18 protein-coding genes are annotated in these 16093 nt (G+C 72.0%); 8 read left to right on the top strand and 10 right to left on the bottom strand.

Translation table 11 applies throughout. From position 1 onward, the window contains the following. Positions 1-10: 10 nt before the first annotated feature. Positions 11-1006: a magnesium/cobalt transporter CorA gene (gene corA, locus SJY07_RS01165; protein WP_328296071.1), complete on the bottom strand. Its 996-nt coding sequence runs from the start codon at positions 1004-1006 to the stop codon at positions 11-13. A gap of 137 nt (positions 1007-1143) precedes the next feature. On the opposite strand from corA, the gene SJY07_RS01160 reads away from it, so the two are divergent. Genes SJY07_RS01160 through mshC form a run of 4 tightly spaced genes read left to right on the top strand, consistent with a single transcriptional unit; the run spans position 1144 to position 4571 of the window. Next, complete coding sequence (locus tag SJY07_RS01160) at positions 1144-1878, top strand: histidine phosphatase family protein (RefSeq protein WP_380156440.1); 735 nt, start codon at positions 1144-1146, stop codon at positions 1876-1878. A 10-nt stretch (positions 1879-1888) separates the two neighbouring features. After that, complete coding sequence (locus SJY07_RS01155) at positions 1889-2437, top strand: DUF3090 domain-containing protein (RefSeq protein ID WP_328296073.1); 549 nt, start codon at positions 1889-1891, stop codon at positions 2435-2437. Further along, on the top strand, positions 2434-3282 hold the full coding sequence (locus tag SJY07_RS01150) for an SCO1664 family protein (protein ID WP_380162080.1): 849 nt from the start codon (positions 2434-2436) through the stop codon (positions 3280-3282). The genes SJY07_RS01155 and SJY07_RS01150 overlap by 4 nt, the downstream gene beginning before the upstream one ends. A gap of 29 nt (positions 3283-3311) precedes the next feature. Then, positions 3312-4571, top strand: coding sequence for a cysteine--1-D-myo-inosityl 2-amino-2-deoxy-alpha-D-glucopyranoside ligase (mshC, locus tag SJY07_RS01145; protein WP_380156438.1), 1260 nt, complete (start codon positions 3312-3314; stop codon positions 4569-4571). Between the two features lie 9 nt (positions 4572-4580). Here mshC and SJY07_RS01140 read toward each other — a convergent pair whose 3' ends face one another. From SJY07_RS01140 to SJY07_RS01115, 6 genes are all read right to left on the bottom strand, one after another. Further along, complete coding sequence (locus SJY07_RS01140) at positions 4581-5717, bottom strand: dipeptidase (RefSeq protein WP_380156436.1); 1137 nt, start codon at positions 5715-5717, stop codon at positions 4581-4583. 22 nt (positions 5718-5739) lie between these two features. Then, positions 5740-6504, bottom strand: coding sequence for an AIM24 family protein (locus tag SJY07_RS01135; protein WP_380156434.1), 765 nt, complete (start codon positions 6502-6504; stop codon positions 5740-5742). Beyond that, positions 6501-7169: an AIM24 family protein gene (locus SJY07_RS01130; protein WP_380156432.1), complete on the bottom strand. Its 669-nt coding sequence runs from the start codon at positions 7167-7169 to the stop codon at positions 6501-6503. Before SJY07_RS01130 ends, SJY07_RS01135 begins: the two co-directional genes overlap by 4 nt. Continuing rightward, a complete protein-coding gene (locus SJY07_RS01125) occupies positions 7169-7798 on the bottom strand; it encodes an AIM24 family protein (protein ID WP_380156430.1) in 630 nt (209 codons plus the stop codon). The genes SJY07_RS01130 and SJY07_RS01125 overlap by 1 nt, the downstream gene beginning before the upstream one ends. 111 nt (positions 7799-7909) lie before the next feature. Next, positions 7910-8422: a DUF805 domain-containing protein gene (locus SJY07_RS01120; protein ID WP_380156428.1), complete on the bottom strand. Its 513-nt coding sequence runs from the start codon at positions 8420-8422 to the stop codon at positions 7910-7912. Positions 8423-8545: 123 nt separating this feature from the next. Continuing rightward, the gene (locus SJY07_RS01115) at positions 8546-9397 is read right to left on the bottom strand and encodes a PAC2 family protein (RefSeq protein WP_328296081.1); all 852 of its coding nucleotides are present in this window, start codon (positions 9395-9397) and stop codon (positions 8546-8548) included. A 37-nt stretch (positions 9398-9434) separates the two neighbouring features. Between SJY07_RS01115 and SJY07_RS01110 the strand changes: the two genes are divergently transcribed. Further along, positions 9435-10127, top strand: a complete 693-nt coding sequence (locus SJY07_RS01110) for an HAD family hydrolase (protein ID WP_380156426.1) — start codon at positions 9435-9437, stop codon at positions 10125-10127. A gap of 21 nt (positions 10128-10148) precedes the next feature. Next, positions 10149-10967 carry an alpha/beta fold hydrolase gene (locus tag SJY07_RS01105; protein WP_380156424.1) on the top strand — a complete coding sequence of 273 codons (819 nt, stop codon included), beginning with the start codon at positions 10149-10151 and terminating at the stop codon, positions 10965-10967. 26 nt (positions 10968-10993) lie between these two features. Here SJY07_RS01105 and SJY07_RS01100 read toward each other — a convergent pair whose 3' ends face one another. Then, a complete protein-coding gene (locus SJY07_RS01100; protein WP_328296084.1) occupies positions 10994-11878 on the bottom strand; it encodes a PD-(D/E)XK nuclease family protein in 885 nt (294 codons plus the stop codon). A 105-nt stretch (positions 11879-11983) separates the two neighbouring features. Here SJY07_RS01100 and SJY07_RS01095 point away from each other — a divergent pair, with 105 nt between their 5' ends. Together SJY07_RS01095 and SJY07_RS01090 are read left to right on the top strand one after the other, a co-directional pair. Next, positions 11984-13120 carry a site-2 protease family protein gene (locus tag SJY07_RS01095; protein WP_380156421.1) on the top strand — a complete coding sequence of 379 codons (1137 nt, stop codon included), beginning with the start codon at positions 11984-11986 and terminating at the stop codon, positions 13118-13120. A 37-nt stretch (positions 13121-13157) separates the two neighbouring features. Continuing rightward, positions 13158-14234, top strand: coding sequence for a tRNA (adenine-N1)-methyltransferase (locus SJY07_RS01090; RefSeq protein ID WP_380156419.1), 1077 nt, complete (start codon positions 13158-13160; stop codon positions 14232-14234). Positions 14235-14250: 16 nt separating this feature from the next. On the opposite strand, the gene SJY07_RS01085 is transcribed toward SJY07_RS01090, so the two are convergent. Both SJY07_RS01085 and SJY07_RS01080 read right to left on the bottom strand, forming a co-directional pair. Then, the gene (locus SJY07_RS01085) at positions 14251-14979 is read right to left on the bottom strand and encodes a ThuA domain-containing protein (protein WP_380156417.1); all 729 of its coding nucleotides are present in this window, start codon (positions 14977-14979) and stop codon (positions 14251-14253) included. Next, on the bottom strand, positions 14976-16043 hold the full coding sequence (locus SJY07_RS01080; protein WP_380156415.1) for a Gfo/Idh/MocA family protein: 1068 nt from the start codon (positions 16041-16043) through the stop codon (positions 14976-14978). The genes SJY07_RS01085 and SJY07_RS01080 overlap by 4 nt, the downstream gene beginning before the upstream one ends. Positions 16044-16093: the final 50 nt, after the last annotated feature.

The raw sequence follows: 16093 nt of genomic DNA, 5'->3' as shown, positions 1-16093 counted from the left end.
GGGCTGGTTCCTACAACCAGCCCGACCGTTTGAACACCCGGAACAGACCGAAGCAGACGGCCACCATGAACAGCACGCAGCCGGGGTAGCCGTAGCGCCAGGAGAGCTCCGGCATGTGCTGGAAGTTCATGCCGTACACGCCGGCCACCAACGTCGGGACCGCGGCGATGGCCGCCCACGCCGAGATCTTGCGCATGTCGTCGTTCTGGCGCACCGAGACCTGTGCGAGGTGGGCGTTGAGGATGTCGGTGAGCAGGCGGTCGTAGCTCTCCACGTGCTCGACGGTCCGGGTCAGGTTGTCCAGCACGTCGCGCAGGACGAACCGCGCCTGCTGGTCGAGCACGTGGTGCCCGGTCTCGTGCTCGGGCTCGTGGTCGTCGCTGACCAGGGCCTTGAGCGGGGCGACGAGGGGCACCGCAGCGCGGCGGACCTCCAGGACCTCCCGTTTGAGGGAGTAGATCCGCTGGGCGTCGGAGGAACGGTCGGGGGAGAAGACCTGCTCCTCCATCTGCTCGACGTCGCGTTCGAGCTCGTCGTCGATGCGGGTGTACTCGCCGACGACGTGTTCCATCACGGCGTGCATGACGGCCTTGGGACCGAGCTTCAGCCGGTGCGGGTCCCGCTGGACGGTGTCCCGGACGTCGTAGGCCGGCCCGGTGTCGCCGCGGCGGACGGTGACGACGAAGCGCTCCGCGACGAACATCATGAGTTCGCTGGTCTCGACGCTGGAGGTCTCGTCGAAGTAGGAGAGGACCTTCAGGACCACGAAGACCGTGTCCCCGTACCGCTCGACCTTCGGGCGCTGGTGCCCGGTCACGGCGTCCTGGACGGCGAGGCGGTGCAGGTGCAGCTCCCTGCCGACCTCTGACAGCTCTTCCGCGGTGGGGTCCTGGAGCACGACCCAGAGGAACCCGTCGTCGGTGTCCCGACAGGAGTCCAGGCCGGCGGTGAGACCGCCCACCTCTGAGCGCTTGCCGTCCTGGTAGGTGGCCACGTCCACGATCACGAGCACATCGTGCCCCCGTCACGGTCTTTTGGCTCGACCAACAGCTTGGGAAATTCAGTTACCGGAGCCAATGCGCACGCCCGACTGGCCCGCATCGCCGTGACTGACACACACGGCGAAGCCCATAAGCTGGGGGGGTGCCGACCCTCCTGCTCGTCCGCCACGGCCGCAGCACCGCCAACACCGCCGGCGTCCTCGCCGGTTGGACCCCCGACGTGCACCTCGACGACGTCGGCCGGGGGCAGGCGCAGGCGCTGGCGCGACGGTTGGCCCCGGTCACGGTGGCCTCCTTCGTCGTCTCACCGCTGGAACGCTGCCAGGAGACCGCCGGCGAGCTCCGCTCCCTCGACGGGCCGTCCGGCCCGCGGCCCGACGTGCTCACCGAGGACCGGCTGGGGGAGTGCAAGTACGGCGACTGGACCGGGAAGGCGATCAAGGACCTGGCCAAGGAGCCGTTGTGGCGCACGGTGCAGTCGCACCCGTCCGCCGCGGTGTTCCCCGGTCCCGAGGGCGAAGGACTGGCGACGATGCAGCACCGGGCCGTGGCGGCGATCCGTGAACACGACGCCCGTGTCGCGGCCGAGCACGGTGACGACGCGGTCTGGGTCGCGGTGACCCACGGGGACGTCATCAAGGCGATCCTGGCCGACGCCCTCGGCATGCACCTCGACCTCTTCCAGCGGATCTCCGCCGACCCGTGCTCGGTGTCGGTCATCCGCTACGCACCACTGCGACCGTTCGTGATCCGCATGAACGACTCCGGCGGCGACCTGGCCGGCTTCGCCCCGGCCAAGAAGCGCACCCGACGTGCGGGCAAGCGTGCCGAGGCGTCCTCGGACGCGGTCGTCGGTGGCAGCACCGGCGCGGCGTAGGGTCGCCACCATGCCCGTGTACGAGTACGACCCGCCCGAACGCTTCGTGGCGGGCACCGTCGGCGAGCCCGGGGCCCGGACGTTCTTCCTGCAGGCCCGGGGCGGGAAGCGCCTCACGTCGGTCTCGCTGGAGAAGACGCAGGTGTCCGCCCTGGCCGAACGTGTCGGCGAACTCCTCGACGAGATCGTGCGCCGTTCCGGCGGTCAGGCTCCCGTTCCCGCGATGCCGGCCGCGGGGTCGGAGGACACCGCCCCGCTCGACGTCCCCATCGACGAGGAGTTCCGGGTCGGCACGATGAGCCTGGCCTGGGACGGCGAACGCGACGTCGTGGTCATCGAGTGCTTCGAGGCGTCGGAGGAGGACGTGGACCCGGAGGTTCCGGACCTGACCCCGGACCGGAACCTGCTGCGGGTCTCGCTCGACGGGACGACGGCACGGGCCTTCGCCACCCGGGCCCTGGCCCTCGTCGCGGCCGGTCGTCCGCCGTGCCCGTTCTGCGCGGGTCCGCTGGATCCCGTCGGGCACATCTGCCCGCGCGCGAACGGGTACCGACGCTGAACGGGACGTTCGCGGGCGTCGCCGAGCAGGACGCCCTGGCCCGGCTGGTGGCGGGGGAGATCGAGGTGCGCGGCCGGCTCGTGGACGCCTCGAACGCGACGCTCTACGCCGTCGTCGACGGCGCAGAGGGCGAACTCGCGTGCGTCTACAAACCGGTCGCGGGGGAGCGTCCGCTGTGGGACTTCCCGGACGAGACACTGGCGCGACGTGAGGTCGCGTCGTACGCGGTGTCCGCGGCGACGGGCTGGAACGTGGTGCCCCCCACCGTGTTCCGCGACGGACCGCTCGGTCCGGGCTCCGTCCAGCTCTGGTTGCAGCAGGACGGGGCAGAACCCGCCGACCCCGATGAGGTGGTGCTGCCGTCGGCCGGGGCGGGCCTCATCGACATCGTCGCGCCGCGCCGGGTGGCGGACGGCTGGCACACCGTGCTGCAGGCCGAGGACGGTGCGGGCCGCCCGGTGGCGCTGGTCCACGCCGACGACCTGCGACTGCGGCACATCGCCGTCCTGGACGTCGTGCTCAACAACGCCGACCGCAAGGGCGGGCACGTGCTGCCCGGCTGGTCGGGGGCCGTCCACGGGGTGGACCACGGTCTGACCTTCCACGAGGAACCCAAACTGCGGACCGTCCTCTGGGGGTTCGGCGGGAGCCACCTGCTGGCCGAGGAGCGCGAGGTCCTCGCCGGCCTGCTGGCCGACCTGAACGGCTCCCTCGGAGCGCTGCTGGGTGAGCTCCTGAGCGTCGAGGAGGTCGTCGCGACCCTCGAGCGCATCGAGCAGCTGCTGCAGGCGGACCGGTTGCCCCGGGCGCGGGGTCACCGCACGATCCCGTGGCCGCCGTTCTGAGCGTTTCCCGGGCCAGGTAGGTTCGGACCGTGCGTTCCTGGCCCGTCCCCGAAGTCCCGACCCTCCCCGGTCGGGGCCCCCGCGTCCTCCTGCACGACACCTCGAGCGGCGGCCTCGTGCCCGTCGGCCCGGAGTCGGGGACGGCGACGCTCTACGTCTGCGGGATCACGCCCTACGACGCGACGCACCTGGGGCACGCCAACACCTACGTGGCCTTCGACCTGCTGGGCCGGGCCTGGCGGGACGCGGGCCTGCAGGTCCGCTACGTGCAGAACGTGACCGACGTCGACGACCCGCTGCTCGAGCGGGCCGAGGCGACGGGCGTCGACTGGCGCGACCTGGCCTTGTCCCAGATCGAGTTGTTCCGCGGGGACATGACGGCCCTGTCGGTCGTCCCGCCGCAGGAGTACCTCGGTGTCGTGGAAGCCGTCGACCTGGTCTCGGCCGCGGTGCGCGACCTCCTCGCCGCCGGCGCGGCCTACCGGGTGGCGGGCGTGGACGGCGGCCCCGACGGCGACGTGTACTTCCCGGTGGACTCCGACGTGGCGTTCGGCACCGTGGGCGGCTACGACCTCGAGACCATGCTGGAACTCTCCGCCGAACGGGGCGGCGACCCGCGGCGTCCGGGCAAGCGGAACGCGCTGGACCCGTTGCTCTGGCGCGTCGAACGTCCCGGTGAACCCGCCTGGGACGGGGGTGTCCTCGGACGCGGCCGTCCCGGCTGGCACATCGAGTGCACCGCGATCGCCCTGCAGCACCTGGGGATGCCGATCGACGTCCAGGGCGGGGGCAGCGACCTCGTCTTCCCGCACCACGAGATGGGCGCGGCCCACGCGCACCTGCTGCGGCCGGAGTCACGTCCCTTCGCCCGCGCGTACGCGCACTCGGGGATGGTGGCCCTCGACGGCGAGAAGATGAGCAAGTCCAAGGGGAACCTGGTGCTCGTCTCGAAGCTCGTCGCCGCGGGGGTACCGGCGGCGGTCGTGCGGTTGGCCATCGTCGCCCACCACTGGCGCGCCGAGTGGGAGTGGACCGACGAGGTCCTGGCCGAGGCCCAGGCGCGGTACGCCCGCTGGAACTCCGCCGTCTCCGCGGCGAGCGGACCCGCGGCCGAGGAACTCCTCGCCACGGTCCGTGCGCGCTTGGCCGACGACCTCGACGCGCCGGGTGCGGTCGCGGCCGTCGACGCGTGGGTCGAGGCCGCGACGGCGGAGCCGGGTGACGACGCCGAGGCGCCGGACCTGGTGCGTCGCACCGTCTCCGCCCTGCTCGGTGTCGTCCTGCCCTGACGTCGGGGCTCAGTCGACGCTGGTGCCGTCCTGCGCCTCCTCCAGGACGCGCAGCGCGTTGGCGCTGGTGAGACCAGCGAGTTCCGCTGCGGACCAGCCGCGGTCGGCCAGTTCCCGCAGCAGGTTCGGGTACCCGGAGACGTCCTCGAGGCCGACGGGGAGTTCGTCGGTGCCGTCGTAGTCGCCGCCGAGTCCGACGTGCCCGGCGCCCATGACCTCGCGGGCGTGGTCGACGTGGTCCGCCACGTCGGCCACGGTCGCCCGCGGACGGGGGTTGCGCTCCAGCCAGGAGGCGAAGTCCGCGACGGGTTCCTGCGCACCGACGGGGCCGTAGGGGGCGCCGCTCAGGGCGAGGCGTGCCTGTTCCGCGGCGGCCGCGGCGCGGTGGTCGGCGCAGGACGCGTTCACGAACGCGGGGACGAACGTGACCATGAGGACGCCACCGTTGTCCCGCAACCGTTCCAGGACGGCGTCGGGGGCGTTGCGCGGGACGTCGGTGACGGCCCGGGTGGAGGAGTGCGAGAAGATCACCGGGCGGGTGGTGACGTCCAGAGCGTCGTGCATGGTCCGTTCGTGCACGTGGGAGAGGTCGACGAGGACCCCGGTGCGGTTCATCTCGCGCACGACGTCCCGTCCGAAGTCCGTGAGGCCGAAGTCGACCGGTTCTCCCGTGGCGGAGGCCGCCCACGCGGTGTTGTCGTTGTGCGTCAACGTCAGGTAGGCGAGCCCGGCCCGGCGCAGTTCACGCAGCACCCCCAGGGAACCGGCGATGCTCTGCCCACCTTCGGCGCCGATCAACGAGGCGATGCGTCCCGCGGAGATCGCGGTGCGCACGTCGGCGGCGGTCGGGGTCCACGCGAAGACGTCGGGGTGGGTGGTCACCATCCGCCGCACGACGTCGATCTGCTCGAACGTCGCCGTCACCGCGGCGGGGTGTTCCCAGTCCGAGGGGACGAACACCGACCAGAACTGCGCGCCGAGCCCGCCGGCGCGCATCCGGGGGATGTCGGTGTGCAGGACCGGCCGGCCCGCCGCGAGTCCCGCGGCGGCGGGGTCGGAGCCGAACTCCTCGCGGATCCGCCAGGGCAGGTCGTTGTGCCCGTCGAGGACGGGGTGCGTGCGCAGCAGTTCCGGCAGGTCGATCACCCGGTCGAACCTACCCGCGGGCTCACTGCCGCTGTTGCTGGATCTGGGACTGGATGACCCCGGAGAGGTGTTGCAGCTGGTTCGGGCCGAGCTGACGCACCTCGGCCTCGAGTCGGCGCACGACCTGCGGGTCCTCGAGCATCCGCTCGGAACTCTGCAGCAGGACCGTCCCGGAGCCGGTGAAGTCGTACTGGCGTTCCTCGCCCGACCGCGTCCCGAACAGCGCTCCCCGTGCGGCGCCGAGGAAGTGCCCCATCCAGCCGGCGTCGAAGTGCTGCGAGGGGGCGGGGCAGTCGGCCCACCCCACGAGGGCTTCGGGATCCACCCGGACGGGCGGTTCCACGAAGATGACCGGTCCCGAGGAACTGGCCAGGAACTTGCCCGTCCCGAGCAGGGTGAGGAACCCGGGGATGATGGACTCCTTGAGTTCCAGCCCGGCGTCGAAGGCGAGCAGGTTCGCGGCGCGGACGGTGAGGTTCCCCTCGTCGAGGTCGTAGGAGTTGATGTCGTACCCGCGGTCGCCCAGGATCACGTGCCCCTGACCGTTGGCCACGACCCAGTCCCGGCTGTAGAGGGGTGAGGAGAAGTGGCTGGCGACCATGGCCGTCATCGACGTCGCGGTCAGCGGTTCGAAGCGGATCGTCCCGCCGCCCACGGGGTAGTAGGCGATCATCGTGCCGGTCTGCATGAACAACGGACCGGTGAGCTTCACGCAGTAGGCGTAGGGGTTGTCCGGGAGGTTGTCGTGGTCCGGCAGCGTCTGCGGGTCCAGCGGGGTCGGGTTCACAGCTTCTCCTCGCTCGCCTGGACGTAGACGGTTCCTTCGCCGGACACCTTCAGCTGCACGCCTTCACCCGACCCGCGTCCGACGGCGTCGCGCCAGGACACCGCCGCCGCGACGTCGAGGCGGAGGTTGCCGACGTGGGCGACGTAGGCCTGCGGGTCGACGACGACCTGGCGACTCCCGCCGACCTTCAGCGCGAACGTCCCGCCGTGGGAGAGGACGGCGACGGAACCCCGTCCGGAGAGCTGCGTCGTGAACAACCCCTGGCCCGTCACGGCCCCGCGGACGGCACCGCGCAGGCCGCCCTGCTGGCCGAGGAACACGACCGAGCTCGACATGCCGGCGTCGTGGGCGAGCAACCGGTCCGCCTCGACGGACATCGACTGCGACCCGTCGAGGTCGACGACCGTGACGTGGTGGCCGTGGTAGCCGTAGTGGACGGAGCCGTTGCCCTCGGCCACCATCAGCGGGACGGCCTCGCCCTGCATGCCGCGGGCGAGCGCCGAGGCGATCCCGCCGCCGTAGGCGCCGCCGCCGGGTCCGCCGACGACGGGGGAGAAGGCGATGGTGCCGGTGGTGGCGAGCATGGCGCCGCGGCGGGCGAGGACCTCCTGGCCGGGGCGGACCTCGGCGAGGACGACCTTGGAGGTGACCTTGGTGAAGCCCATCAGCGCTCCTCGGGCTGGATGTAGACGATGCCCTGGCCTTCGAAGCGCAGGGAGAACGCTTCGCCGGAGCTCTCGCCGACGAGGTTGCGCCAGGAGACGTCGGTGACGAAGGACTGGGTGACGTTGCCGACGGCGCCGATGTAGGCGTCGGGGTCGACGACGAGGGGGAACTGGGGGCTGACGCGCAGCGCGATGGGTGGGCCGCCGAGGGAGAGCAGGGCGACCTGGCCGTGGCCGGTGACGGTGGTGGTGAAGAGGCCCTGGCCGCTGGAGGCGCCTTGGAGGCCGGTGAAGGTGACGTCGGTCTTGAGGCTGTCGGAGAGGCAGAGGAGGCCTTCGGACTCGGCCTTGAGGACGTCGCCGGCGAGGTCGAGGAGGAGGAGGTAGCCGGCGTTCACGGCGAAGTGGACGGTGCCGCGGCCGGTGACCTCCATGAGGGAGAGGTGTTCGCCGGTGACGCGTTGCTTGAGGGCGGCGCGGAGTCCGCCGCCGCCGCCCATGCCGGCGTTCTTGAACTGGACGTCTCCTTCGTAGGCGACCATCGAGCCGGTCTGGGCGCGCACGGCGCTGCCCTTGGACCCGTCGAGGTCGACGACGAGGACGCGTGGGGTCTCCAACCGCCAGGGCACGGGGCCTCCTCGGTGCTTCGGTGCGTTCAGGTCGAACTCATCATGGCGTGCCCTGGGGACGTGGGAGAGGGTGACCACGCCGACGTGGTCACCCCCTGCGCCGTGCTCAGGTCAGAACTGGCCGGGCTGACCGTACTGGCCGGGCTGTCCGTACTGCCCCGGGCCACCGGGCTGGCCGGGGTAGGGGGGGTAGCCGCCGCCGATCCCCTTGGGGTTGGGGCCGAAGGCGTTCTGGCCCGGGATGGAGTCCAGGCAGGCGAAGACGAGCAGCACGATGTTGCCGGCGGGGACGAAGGTCAGCAGGATCCACCAGGCCGAGCGACCGACGTCGTGGAGGCGTCGTGCCTCGACGGCGAGGGAGGGGATGAAGAGGCCGAGGGCGACGACGAGGATGAGGATGTAGACGAGGATGATCGCGATGCCTCCGCCGGCGCCGACGGAGTCCGAGCCGGTGGCTCCGGCGATGCCCCCGGCGACCCCGGCGACGACGAGCAGCACGATGAAGAGGGCGATGAAGACCAGGGCGTAGAAGAGCCGGAAGAACCAGTACTCGGAGCGGCGAGCCCGGCCGGAGAACGTCGCGTACTGGCGGAGGCAGGACTTGACGGCGTCCACGAAACCCACGGGGAGCCCTTTCACGATGGTGTGCGGCTCTTCCGCACAGCTCCCGTCATGGTGCCGCACTTGATCACGCTGAGTACGCGGATCGCCTCGGTTCACCCGTTCTGCTCACGTTGTGCGACGCGCTCAGCCCCGGCGGGGCGGGTCGTCGCGTCGGCGGAGGTAGCGCTCGAACTCGCGGGCGATGGCTTCGCCGGAGGCTTCCGGGAGGTCGGCGGTGTCCTTGGCCTCTTCGAGCTGCTGGACGTACTCGGCGATCTCGCTGTCCTCGGCGGCGAGTTCGTCGACGCCGCGTTCCCAGGCGCGGGAGTCCTCGACGAGGTCGCCGAGGGGGACGGCGAGGTCGAGGAGTTCTTCGACGCGTCGCAGCAGGGCGAGGGTGCCCTTGGGCGAGGGTGGCTGCCCGACGTAGTGGGGGACGGCCGCCCAGAGGGAGATGGAGGGGATGCCGGCGGTGGCGACGGCGTCCTGGACGACGCCGACGATGCCGGTGGGGCCTTCGTAGCGGGCGGGTTCGATGTCGAGCTTCTCGACGAGGTCGGGGTCTTCGCTGCTGGAGGTGACGGGCAGCGGGCGGGTGTGGGGCACGTCGGCGAGGAGCGCGCCGAGGGTGACGACGAGGGAGGCGCCGTGGGCCTGGGCCTGCTCGACGACCTCGCGGGCGTAGGTCTTCCAGCGCATCGACGGTTCGATGCCGCGGACGAGGAGGACGTCGCGGGGGGCGTCGGGCAGCAGGGCGTAGGAGACGCGGGTGGTGGGCCAGGTGAGCTGGCGTCGGCCGTTCTCGTCGTAGTGGACGGTCGGCCGGTTGACCTGGAAGTCGTGGTAGAGCTCGGTGTCGAACTCCATGACGTCGACGGCGTTCCACACCTCGTGCAGGTGGGCGACGGCTTCGCTGGCGGCCTCGCCGGCGTCGTTCCACCCCTCGAAGGCCGCGATCACGACGGGATCGCGCAGGACCACACGCTGCTCTGGCACGGGTCAACCCTAGACTCCGGTACCGATGGAGCCCGACATGACGACACCCGCGCCCGTTCCCGCCGCTGTCCTGTGGGACATGGACGGGACCCTCGTGGACACCGAACCGCACTGGATCGCGGCCGAGACGGCGCTGGTGGGTCGGTACGGCGCGACCTGGACGCACGAGCAGGCGTTGCAGCTGGTGGGGAGTGCGCTGCCCGATTCGGGGCGCGTCCTGGCCGAGCACGTCGAGCGCGCGACGGGGGTCCGGCTGGATCCGGTCGTGGTCGTGGACGAGCTGATCGAGGCGGTCATCGCGCAGGTGAGCGCCGCGGTGGTGTGGCGGCCGGGCGCGGTGGAGCTGCTGGGGGCGTTGTCGGCGGCGGGGGTGCCGTGCGCGTTGGTGACGATGTCGTACCGCAGCCTGGCCGAGACGGTGGCGCGGATGCTGCCGGGCGCGTTCGCGGTCGTCGTGGCGGGTGACGAGGTGGAGCGGGGCAAACCGGCGCCGGACCCGTACCTGCGGGCGGCGGAGCTGCTGGGGGTGGCGCCGGGGGACTGCGTGGCCATCGAGGACTCCCCGACGGGTGTCGCGTCGGGGGAGGCGGCCGGGGCGCACGTGCTGGCGTGCCCGCACATGGTGCCCATCCCCGCGGCGGCGGGGCGGAGCCGGGTGGCGTCGCTGGCCGAGGTGGACGTCGCGGCCCTGGGGGCGATCGCTGCGGGGCGGGTCCTCGACACCCTGTAGCCCGGTCGAGGGGGACGACCGATGAGTTCCCGCGGCGCGGCGGGTCGCAGTGGCATGAGCGACCTCACCACGGACCGCGGCGACCTCGTCTGCTTCGACCGGTACGGGAGCGGGCCGGCGATCGTCTTCGTCGCCGGCGCCGGGCCGTACCGCGCCATGGATCCGCAGACGACCGCGACCGCCCGGGGTCTGGCGGAGGTGGGGTTCACCACCGTCGTGCACGACCGCGTCGGGCGCGGTGAGAGCCCCGCGACCGGTGACGTCACCCTGGACCGCGAACTCGCCGCCGTCGCCGCCCTGGTCGAGGAGGTCGGTGGTCACGCCGTCCTGGTCGGGCACTCCTCCGGCTCTTCGATCGCGTTGGCGGCCGCCGCGCGGGGCGTACCCGTCGACGGGCTGGTCCTGTGGGAGGCACCCCTGGACGAGCAGGAGGACCTGGCGAAGGTGCAGGGCTGGCACGACGACGTCACCCGTCTCCTCGACGTGGGGGAGCTCGCCGCGGCGGCGGCGGAGTACGTGCGGGACATGCCGGCGGAGTTCCGCGCCGGCCTCGAGCAGATGCCGTTCTACCCGCAGTTCGTCGCCCAGGCTCCCGCCTACCGCGCCGACGGTGAGTCGCTGGTGTGGGCCGCGAGCGGGAACCTCGGCGAACTCCTGGGGAGGGAACTGCCGGTGCTGGCCGTGGTCGGCGAGCAGACGTTCCCCGTCATGACCCGGGCCGCGGAGCGGATCGTGCGCGAGGTACCGGGTGCGGTGTCGGAGGAACTGGCCGGTGCCTGGCACAGCTGGGACGTCCCCGCGGCGGTCGAGCGGTTCGGGCGGTTCACCCGCGACCTGTGACGGTGGTGCCCGCCCGACCGGTCGGCCTACTCGTCCAGTCCCGGGACCTCGACGGGTTCGCGCACCACGGGGGTCTCCAGCGGCAGCGGCGGGGGCGTCCCGCCGAAGCTGGGGCAGATCGCCTTGTGGTTGCACCACGAGCACATCCGTCCCGGTTTCGGGCGCCAGTCGCCCGCTGCCCGGTTGCGTTCGATGGCGTCCCACAGGGCCTTCACCTTGCGCTCGGTGGCCAGCAGGTCGCCTTCGTCGGGGGCGTAGCGGAGGATCTCACCGGATCCGAGGTAGACGAGCTGCAGGAGCCGAGGAACCTCACCCCGCATGCGCCACAGGACGAGGGCGTAGAAGCGCATCTGGAACAGCGCCTTCGTCTCGAAGGTCTCGGAGGGCGCGCGGCCGGTCTTGTAGTCGACGACGCGCATCTCCCCGGTGGGGGCGACGTCGAGGCGGTCGACGATGCCGCGCAGCACCAGGCCGTTCTCGAGGTCGACCTCGACCCGCAGCTCGCAGGCCTCGGGTTCCAGGCGGGTGGGGTCCTCGAGGTCGAAGTACTTGCCGAGCAGCGTGCGGGCGCTGGCCAGCCAGCCCGTGAGCGCCTCCGCGACGACGTCGTCGCGGTCGGCGTCGGCGCCGAAGAGGGCCCGCACCCGGGGTTCGCGGTCGAGGAGTTCCTGCCACTGCGGTTCCACCATCGCGCAGGCCCGTTCCAGGGTGCGTTCGGTGGCCGGGAGGTCGTAGAGGCGCTCGAGGACGGCGTGCACGACGGTGCCGCGCACGGCGGCCTCGGTGGGGGCCTCCGGCAGCCGGTCGATCGTCCGGTAGCGGTAGAGCAACGGGCACTGCATGAAGTCGGCTGCGCGCGAGGGCGACAGCGCCCGCCGGGGTGCGTCGACCTGCTGCACGCCGGTGGTCACGATCTCACTCTAGGGCGCAGCCGGGTGGTCCCCGATCTGAGCGACGTCGCGGGCCACCTAGGATCGGCGGATGCTCGTCGACCGCTGCACCCTGAGATCGGCATCGTGAGGGGCGGCATACGTCTCGGCCGCCCGTTCGGCGTACCGCTGCTGCTGGCGCCCTCGTGGTTCCTGTTCGCGGCGCTCATCGTCGTGATCTTCGCTCCGGTCGTCCAACGCCAGGTCGCGGGACCGGCGTCCTACGTCGTCGCCTTCGGCTACGCGGTGCTGCTGCTGATCTCGGTCCTGCTGCACGAGGTCGCGCACGCCCTGGCGGCGAAGTGGTCCGGCATGCGCGTCACCGGCATCGTCCTCAACGTGTGGGGCGGGTTCACCTCCCACGAGGGGCGCACCGGACCGGGCAGCAGCCTGGTCATCGCGGTCGTCGGTCCCATCGTCAACGCGGTCATCGCCCTGGTGGCGTGGCAGGTCGGTGGCGCCGTGCGGGACCAGCCCGACGGCGGCGGGGTCGCCGGGCTGCTGCTGGGGGCCCTGACGCTGTCGAACGCCCTGCTGGCCGTCTTCAACCTGCTGCCCGGGCTCCCGCTGGACGGTGGGCACGCGCTGGAGGCCGTCGTCTGGAAGGTCCGCGGCGACCGGCTCGCGGGGACCGTCGTCGCCGGCTGGGTCGGGCGGGTCCTCGCGGTGGTCGTCTTCGTCGGGGCCCTCTTCGGCCCGCGGCTGCTGGGCTTCGGCACGTCCATCACGGACGTCGTCTGGGCCGGCCTCGTCGGTTCGCTGCTGTGGCAGGGGGCCTCGGGTGCCCTGAAGTACGCGACGCAGCAGCGTCGGGTGCCGGCGTTGAGCGCGCGGGTGCTGCTGCGTCCCGCGATCGGGGTGAACGCCCGGGCCACCGTCGAGGAGGTCGTGCGCTCGGCCCGTGCCGCGATCGACGCCGGTGCGACGTCGGGAACGCAGCGCGACCTCGAGGTCGTCCTCGTCACCGACGACGGGGTGCCCGTGGCCGTCGTCGACACCACGGCGCTGCGTCAGGTCCCGGCGGAACGCCGGACCTCGCTGGGGGCCGGGGCCACCGCCCGGGCCCTGCCGCCGCGTTCCTGGCTGGCCGAGGACCTCGCCGGTGAGGATCTGCTCGACGCCGTCCAGGTCCGTCCCGGTGAGCACGTCATCATCGACGGTCAGGGTCGGGTGCGGGGTCTGCTGCACACCTCCGACGTCATCCAGGCCGTCACGGCCCGCTGACCCACCTCCCCGAACACCCCCGCTGGAAGGACCTCCTGTGAACACCCCCACCCCGCCGCCGACCGGCGCCCACACGCGTCGCGGACCTCTGCGCGAGGGGGAACGCGTGCAGCTCACCGACCCCCGCGGCCGGATGCACACCATCACCCTCACCGCGGGCAAGGAGTTCCACACCCACCGCGGCAAGTTCCTGCACGACGACCTCATCGGCCGTCCCGACGGGACGACCATCGTGAACACCGCGAGCATCCAGTACCTGGTGATGCGGCCGCTGCTGCCGGACTTCGTCCTGTCGATGCCCCGCGGTGCCGCGGTCGTCTACCCCAAGGACGCGGGGCAGATCGTGGCGATGGCCGACATCTTCCCCGGCGCGGTCGTCATCGAGGCCGGTGTGGGCTCCGGTGCGCTGACGATGTCGCTGCTGCGGGCCGTCGGCGACGGCGGACAGGTGCACTCCTTCGAACGACGCCAGGACTTCGCCGACGTCGCGACGGGGAACGTGGAGACGTTCTTCGGCGGTGGCCACCCCGCGTGGACGCTGCGCGTGGGTGACCTGGTGGAGACCCTGCCGGGGGTGGGGCTGCAGGCCGACCGGGCCGTCCTCGACATGCTCGCGCCGTGGGAGTGCCTGGACGCCGTCGCCGATGCGATGGCGCCCGGCGGGGTGCTGATCTGCTACGTCGCGACGGCCACGCAGCTCTCCCGCGTCGCCGAGGCGGCCCGCGACTCCGGCCGCTGGACCGAACCCGAGGCGTGGGAGTCGATGGTGCGCGGGTGGCACCTCGAGGGTCTGGCCGTGCGTCCGCAGCACCGGATGATCGGGCACACCGGTTTCCTCATCACGACCCGCCGCCTCGCCGACGGGGTGAAGCCGCCGCTGCGCAAGCGCCGTCCCGCGCCGGGGGCCTACCCCACCACTCCCGTGGCGACGGAGGCCCCCGACGACCTCGAGGTCGAACCGGGCGACCAGGTCGAGCAGGTCGAGGCGAACGGGGAGGACGGCACCGAGTACGGCGACCGTCCCGTCTCCGACCGCAAGGTGCGCAAGGCGGCCCGAGAGGCCGCCCGAGGCGCCGAGGCCTCCGCGGCCGCCCAGGAGCCGACCGAGGAGTGAGCTCAGCGGGCGGGCGTCAGAGCAGCCACTGCCGGGGCGGGTTCGTGACGCCCGGCACCTGACGCTCGCCGGGCGCGGGAGCGGCCCACCGCACCCCGTTGGCCAGCACCTGCTGGATCTCGGACTGCTGGTAGACGGGGTACTCCTGGTCGCCGGGGCTGAAGTAGAAGATCCGCCCGCGACCGCGGGTGAAGGTCACCCCGGAGCGGAACACCTCGCCCCCGGCGAAGGAGCTGATGAACAGCAGGTCGTCGGGGTCGGGGATGTCGAAGAGTTCCCCGTACATCTCCTGCTTCGGGATGACGATGGGGCTCGGGATCCCCTGCGCGATGGGGTGGGACGGTTTCACGTTCCAGACGAGCTCCTGCTCGCCCTCGTTCCGCCAGGCCAGCGAGCACGTGGTGCCGAGCAGGTTCCGGAAGATCTTCGAGAAGTGCGCGGAGTGCAGGGCGAGCAGCCCCATGCCCCCCAGCACGTGCGCCTTGACGCGTTCGACGACCGCGTCGTCGACCTGGTCGTGGGCGACGTGGCCCCACCAGAGGACGACGTCGGTGCTCGCGAGGATCTCCTCGCTGAGACCGTGCTCGGGGTCCGCCAGCGTCGCGGTGGAGACCTCGGCGTCGGGCAGCAGTCGCCGCAGCCCGGCGGCGATGGCGCCGTGGATGCCGTCGGGGTAGTACTCGCCGATGTCCGGCGGGTTCTGGTTGCGTTCGTGGACCCCTTCGTTCCAGACCAGCACCTTCACGCGAGGGTTCCCCCGATCCGTTCCACGGCTTCGACCTGACCGGAGGAGGCGGACCGGGCGGCGGCCTCCATGAGGGCGACGCTGCCGAGGTTGGAGCGCCCCGTGACGTCCGGGGCCGCTCCGCCCTGGACGGCGGCGGCGAACTGGCGCAGACCGGCGGAGCGCCCCCACAGCGGCATGTCCGGCAGGGCCACGGGTTTCGCCGGCTTCCCGCCGAGCCCGAGGGTGACGGCGTCGTCGACCGGACCCCGGTCCCCACGACCGGCCAGCGTCACCAGACCCTTCTCGCCTTCGAAGCTCCACTCACCGTCCCAGAAGGTCTGCTCGGCCCGCGAGACCCAACTCCCGCGGTAGCTCGCGACCAGCCCGCCCTCGAGTTCGATGACGAGCACCGCGGAGGCCTCTTCGGCGTACTTGCTCCACGTCGGGTCGGTGACCTTGGCGTAGACGCTGACGGCTTCGCGGCCGGTCGTCATCCGCAGCAGGTCGAAGTGGTGGATCGCCATGTCGTAGATCAGCGGGTGCGGGAACTGGTAGTGGCGGTAGCTGTCGACGGGAGCGTCGTGGTCCCACCGGCGGAAGTCGACGTGCACGACGGAGAGGTCCCCGATCTCCCCGTCGGCGATGAGCTTGCGCACCGTCTGCGCCCCCGGGTAGAAGCGGTAGTTCTGGCTGACCTGCAGGACCAGGCCGAGTTCCTCCGCCCGCTCGACGGCCGTCCGGGCCTCGGCCACGGTGCCGGCGAACGGCTTCTCGACCAGGACGTGGAGGCCGGCGTCCAGGGCCTCCAGCGTGACCGGGACGTGGAAGTCCATCGGCGCGGTGACGAGGGCACCCTCGGCCTGGACGTTCTCCGCGGCCTCGGTCACCGACGAGAAGCACATCTCGTCGGGCAGGCCCAGCGTCTTCTGCGCCGCGCGCAGCGTCGGTTCGTGGGCGTCGACGATGGCGACGCGGTCGACCTCGGGGACCGGCGGTATCGCCCGCCGTTCCCAGTCGCCTCCCCACCCGCCCAGCCCGACGTGGATGATCCTGGTTCGCTTCGTCTCGTCGCCGTCGACCACGTCCGGAAAACTACACCCAGGGCCTCCACCCCGGCCGAGAGGGCGCGACC

Origin of the sequence: Kineococcus sp. R86509 (genome assembly GCF_042466365.1) — a bacterium.
Lineage (GTDB): Bacteria > Actinomycetota > Actinomycetes > Actinomycetales > Kineococcaceae > Kineococcus.
The sequence above is the reverse complement of the archived record's forward strand: the minus strand, read 5'-3'. Positions and strand labels throughout refer to the sequence as shown.

Excerpts from the sequence above, each read along its gene's own strand:
- SJY07_RS01105 (WP_380156424.1), top strand. The coding sequence starts at position 10,149 with ATGAGTTCCCGCGGCGCGGCGGGTCGCAGTGGCATGAGCGACCTCACC.
- SJY07_RS01130 (WP_380156432.1), bottom strand. The coding sequence starts at position 7,169 with ATGGGCTTCACCAAGGTCACCTCCAAGGTCGTCCTCGCCGAGGTCCGC.
- SJY07_RS01110 (WP_380156426.1), top strand. The coding sequence starts at position 9,435 with ATGACGACACCCGCGCCCGTTCCCGCCGCTGTCCTGTGGGACATGGAC.
- SJY07_RS01155 (WP_328296073.1), top strand. The coding sequence starts at position 1,889 with ATGCCCGTGTACGAGTACGACCCGCCCGAACGCTTCGTGGCGGGCACC.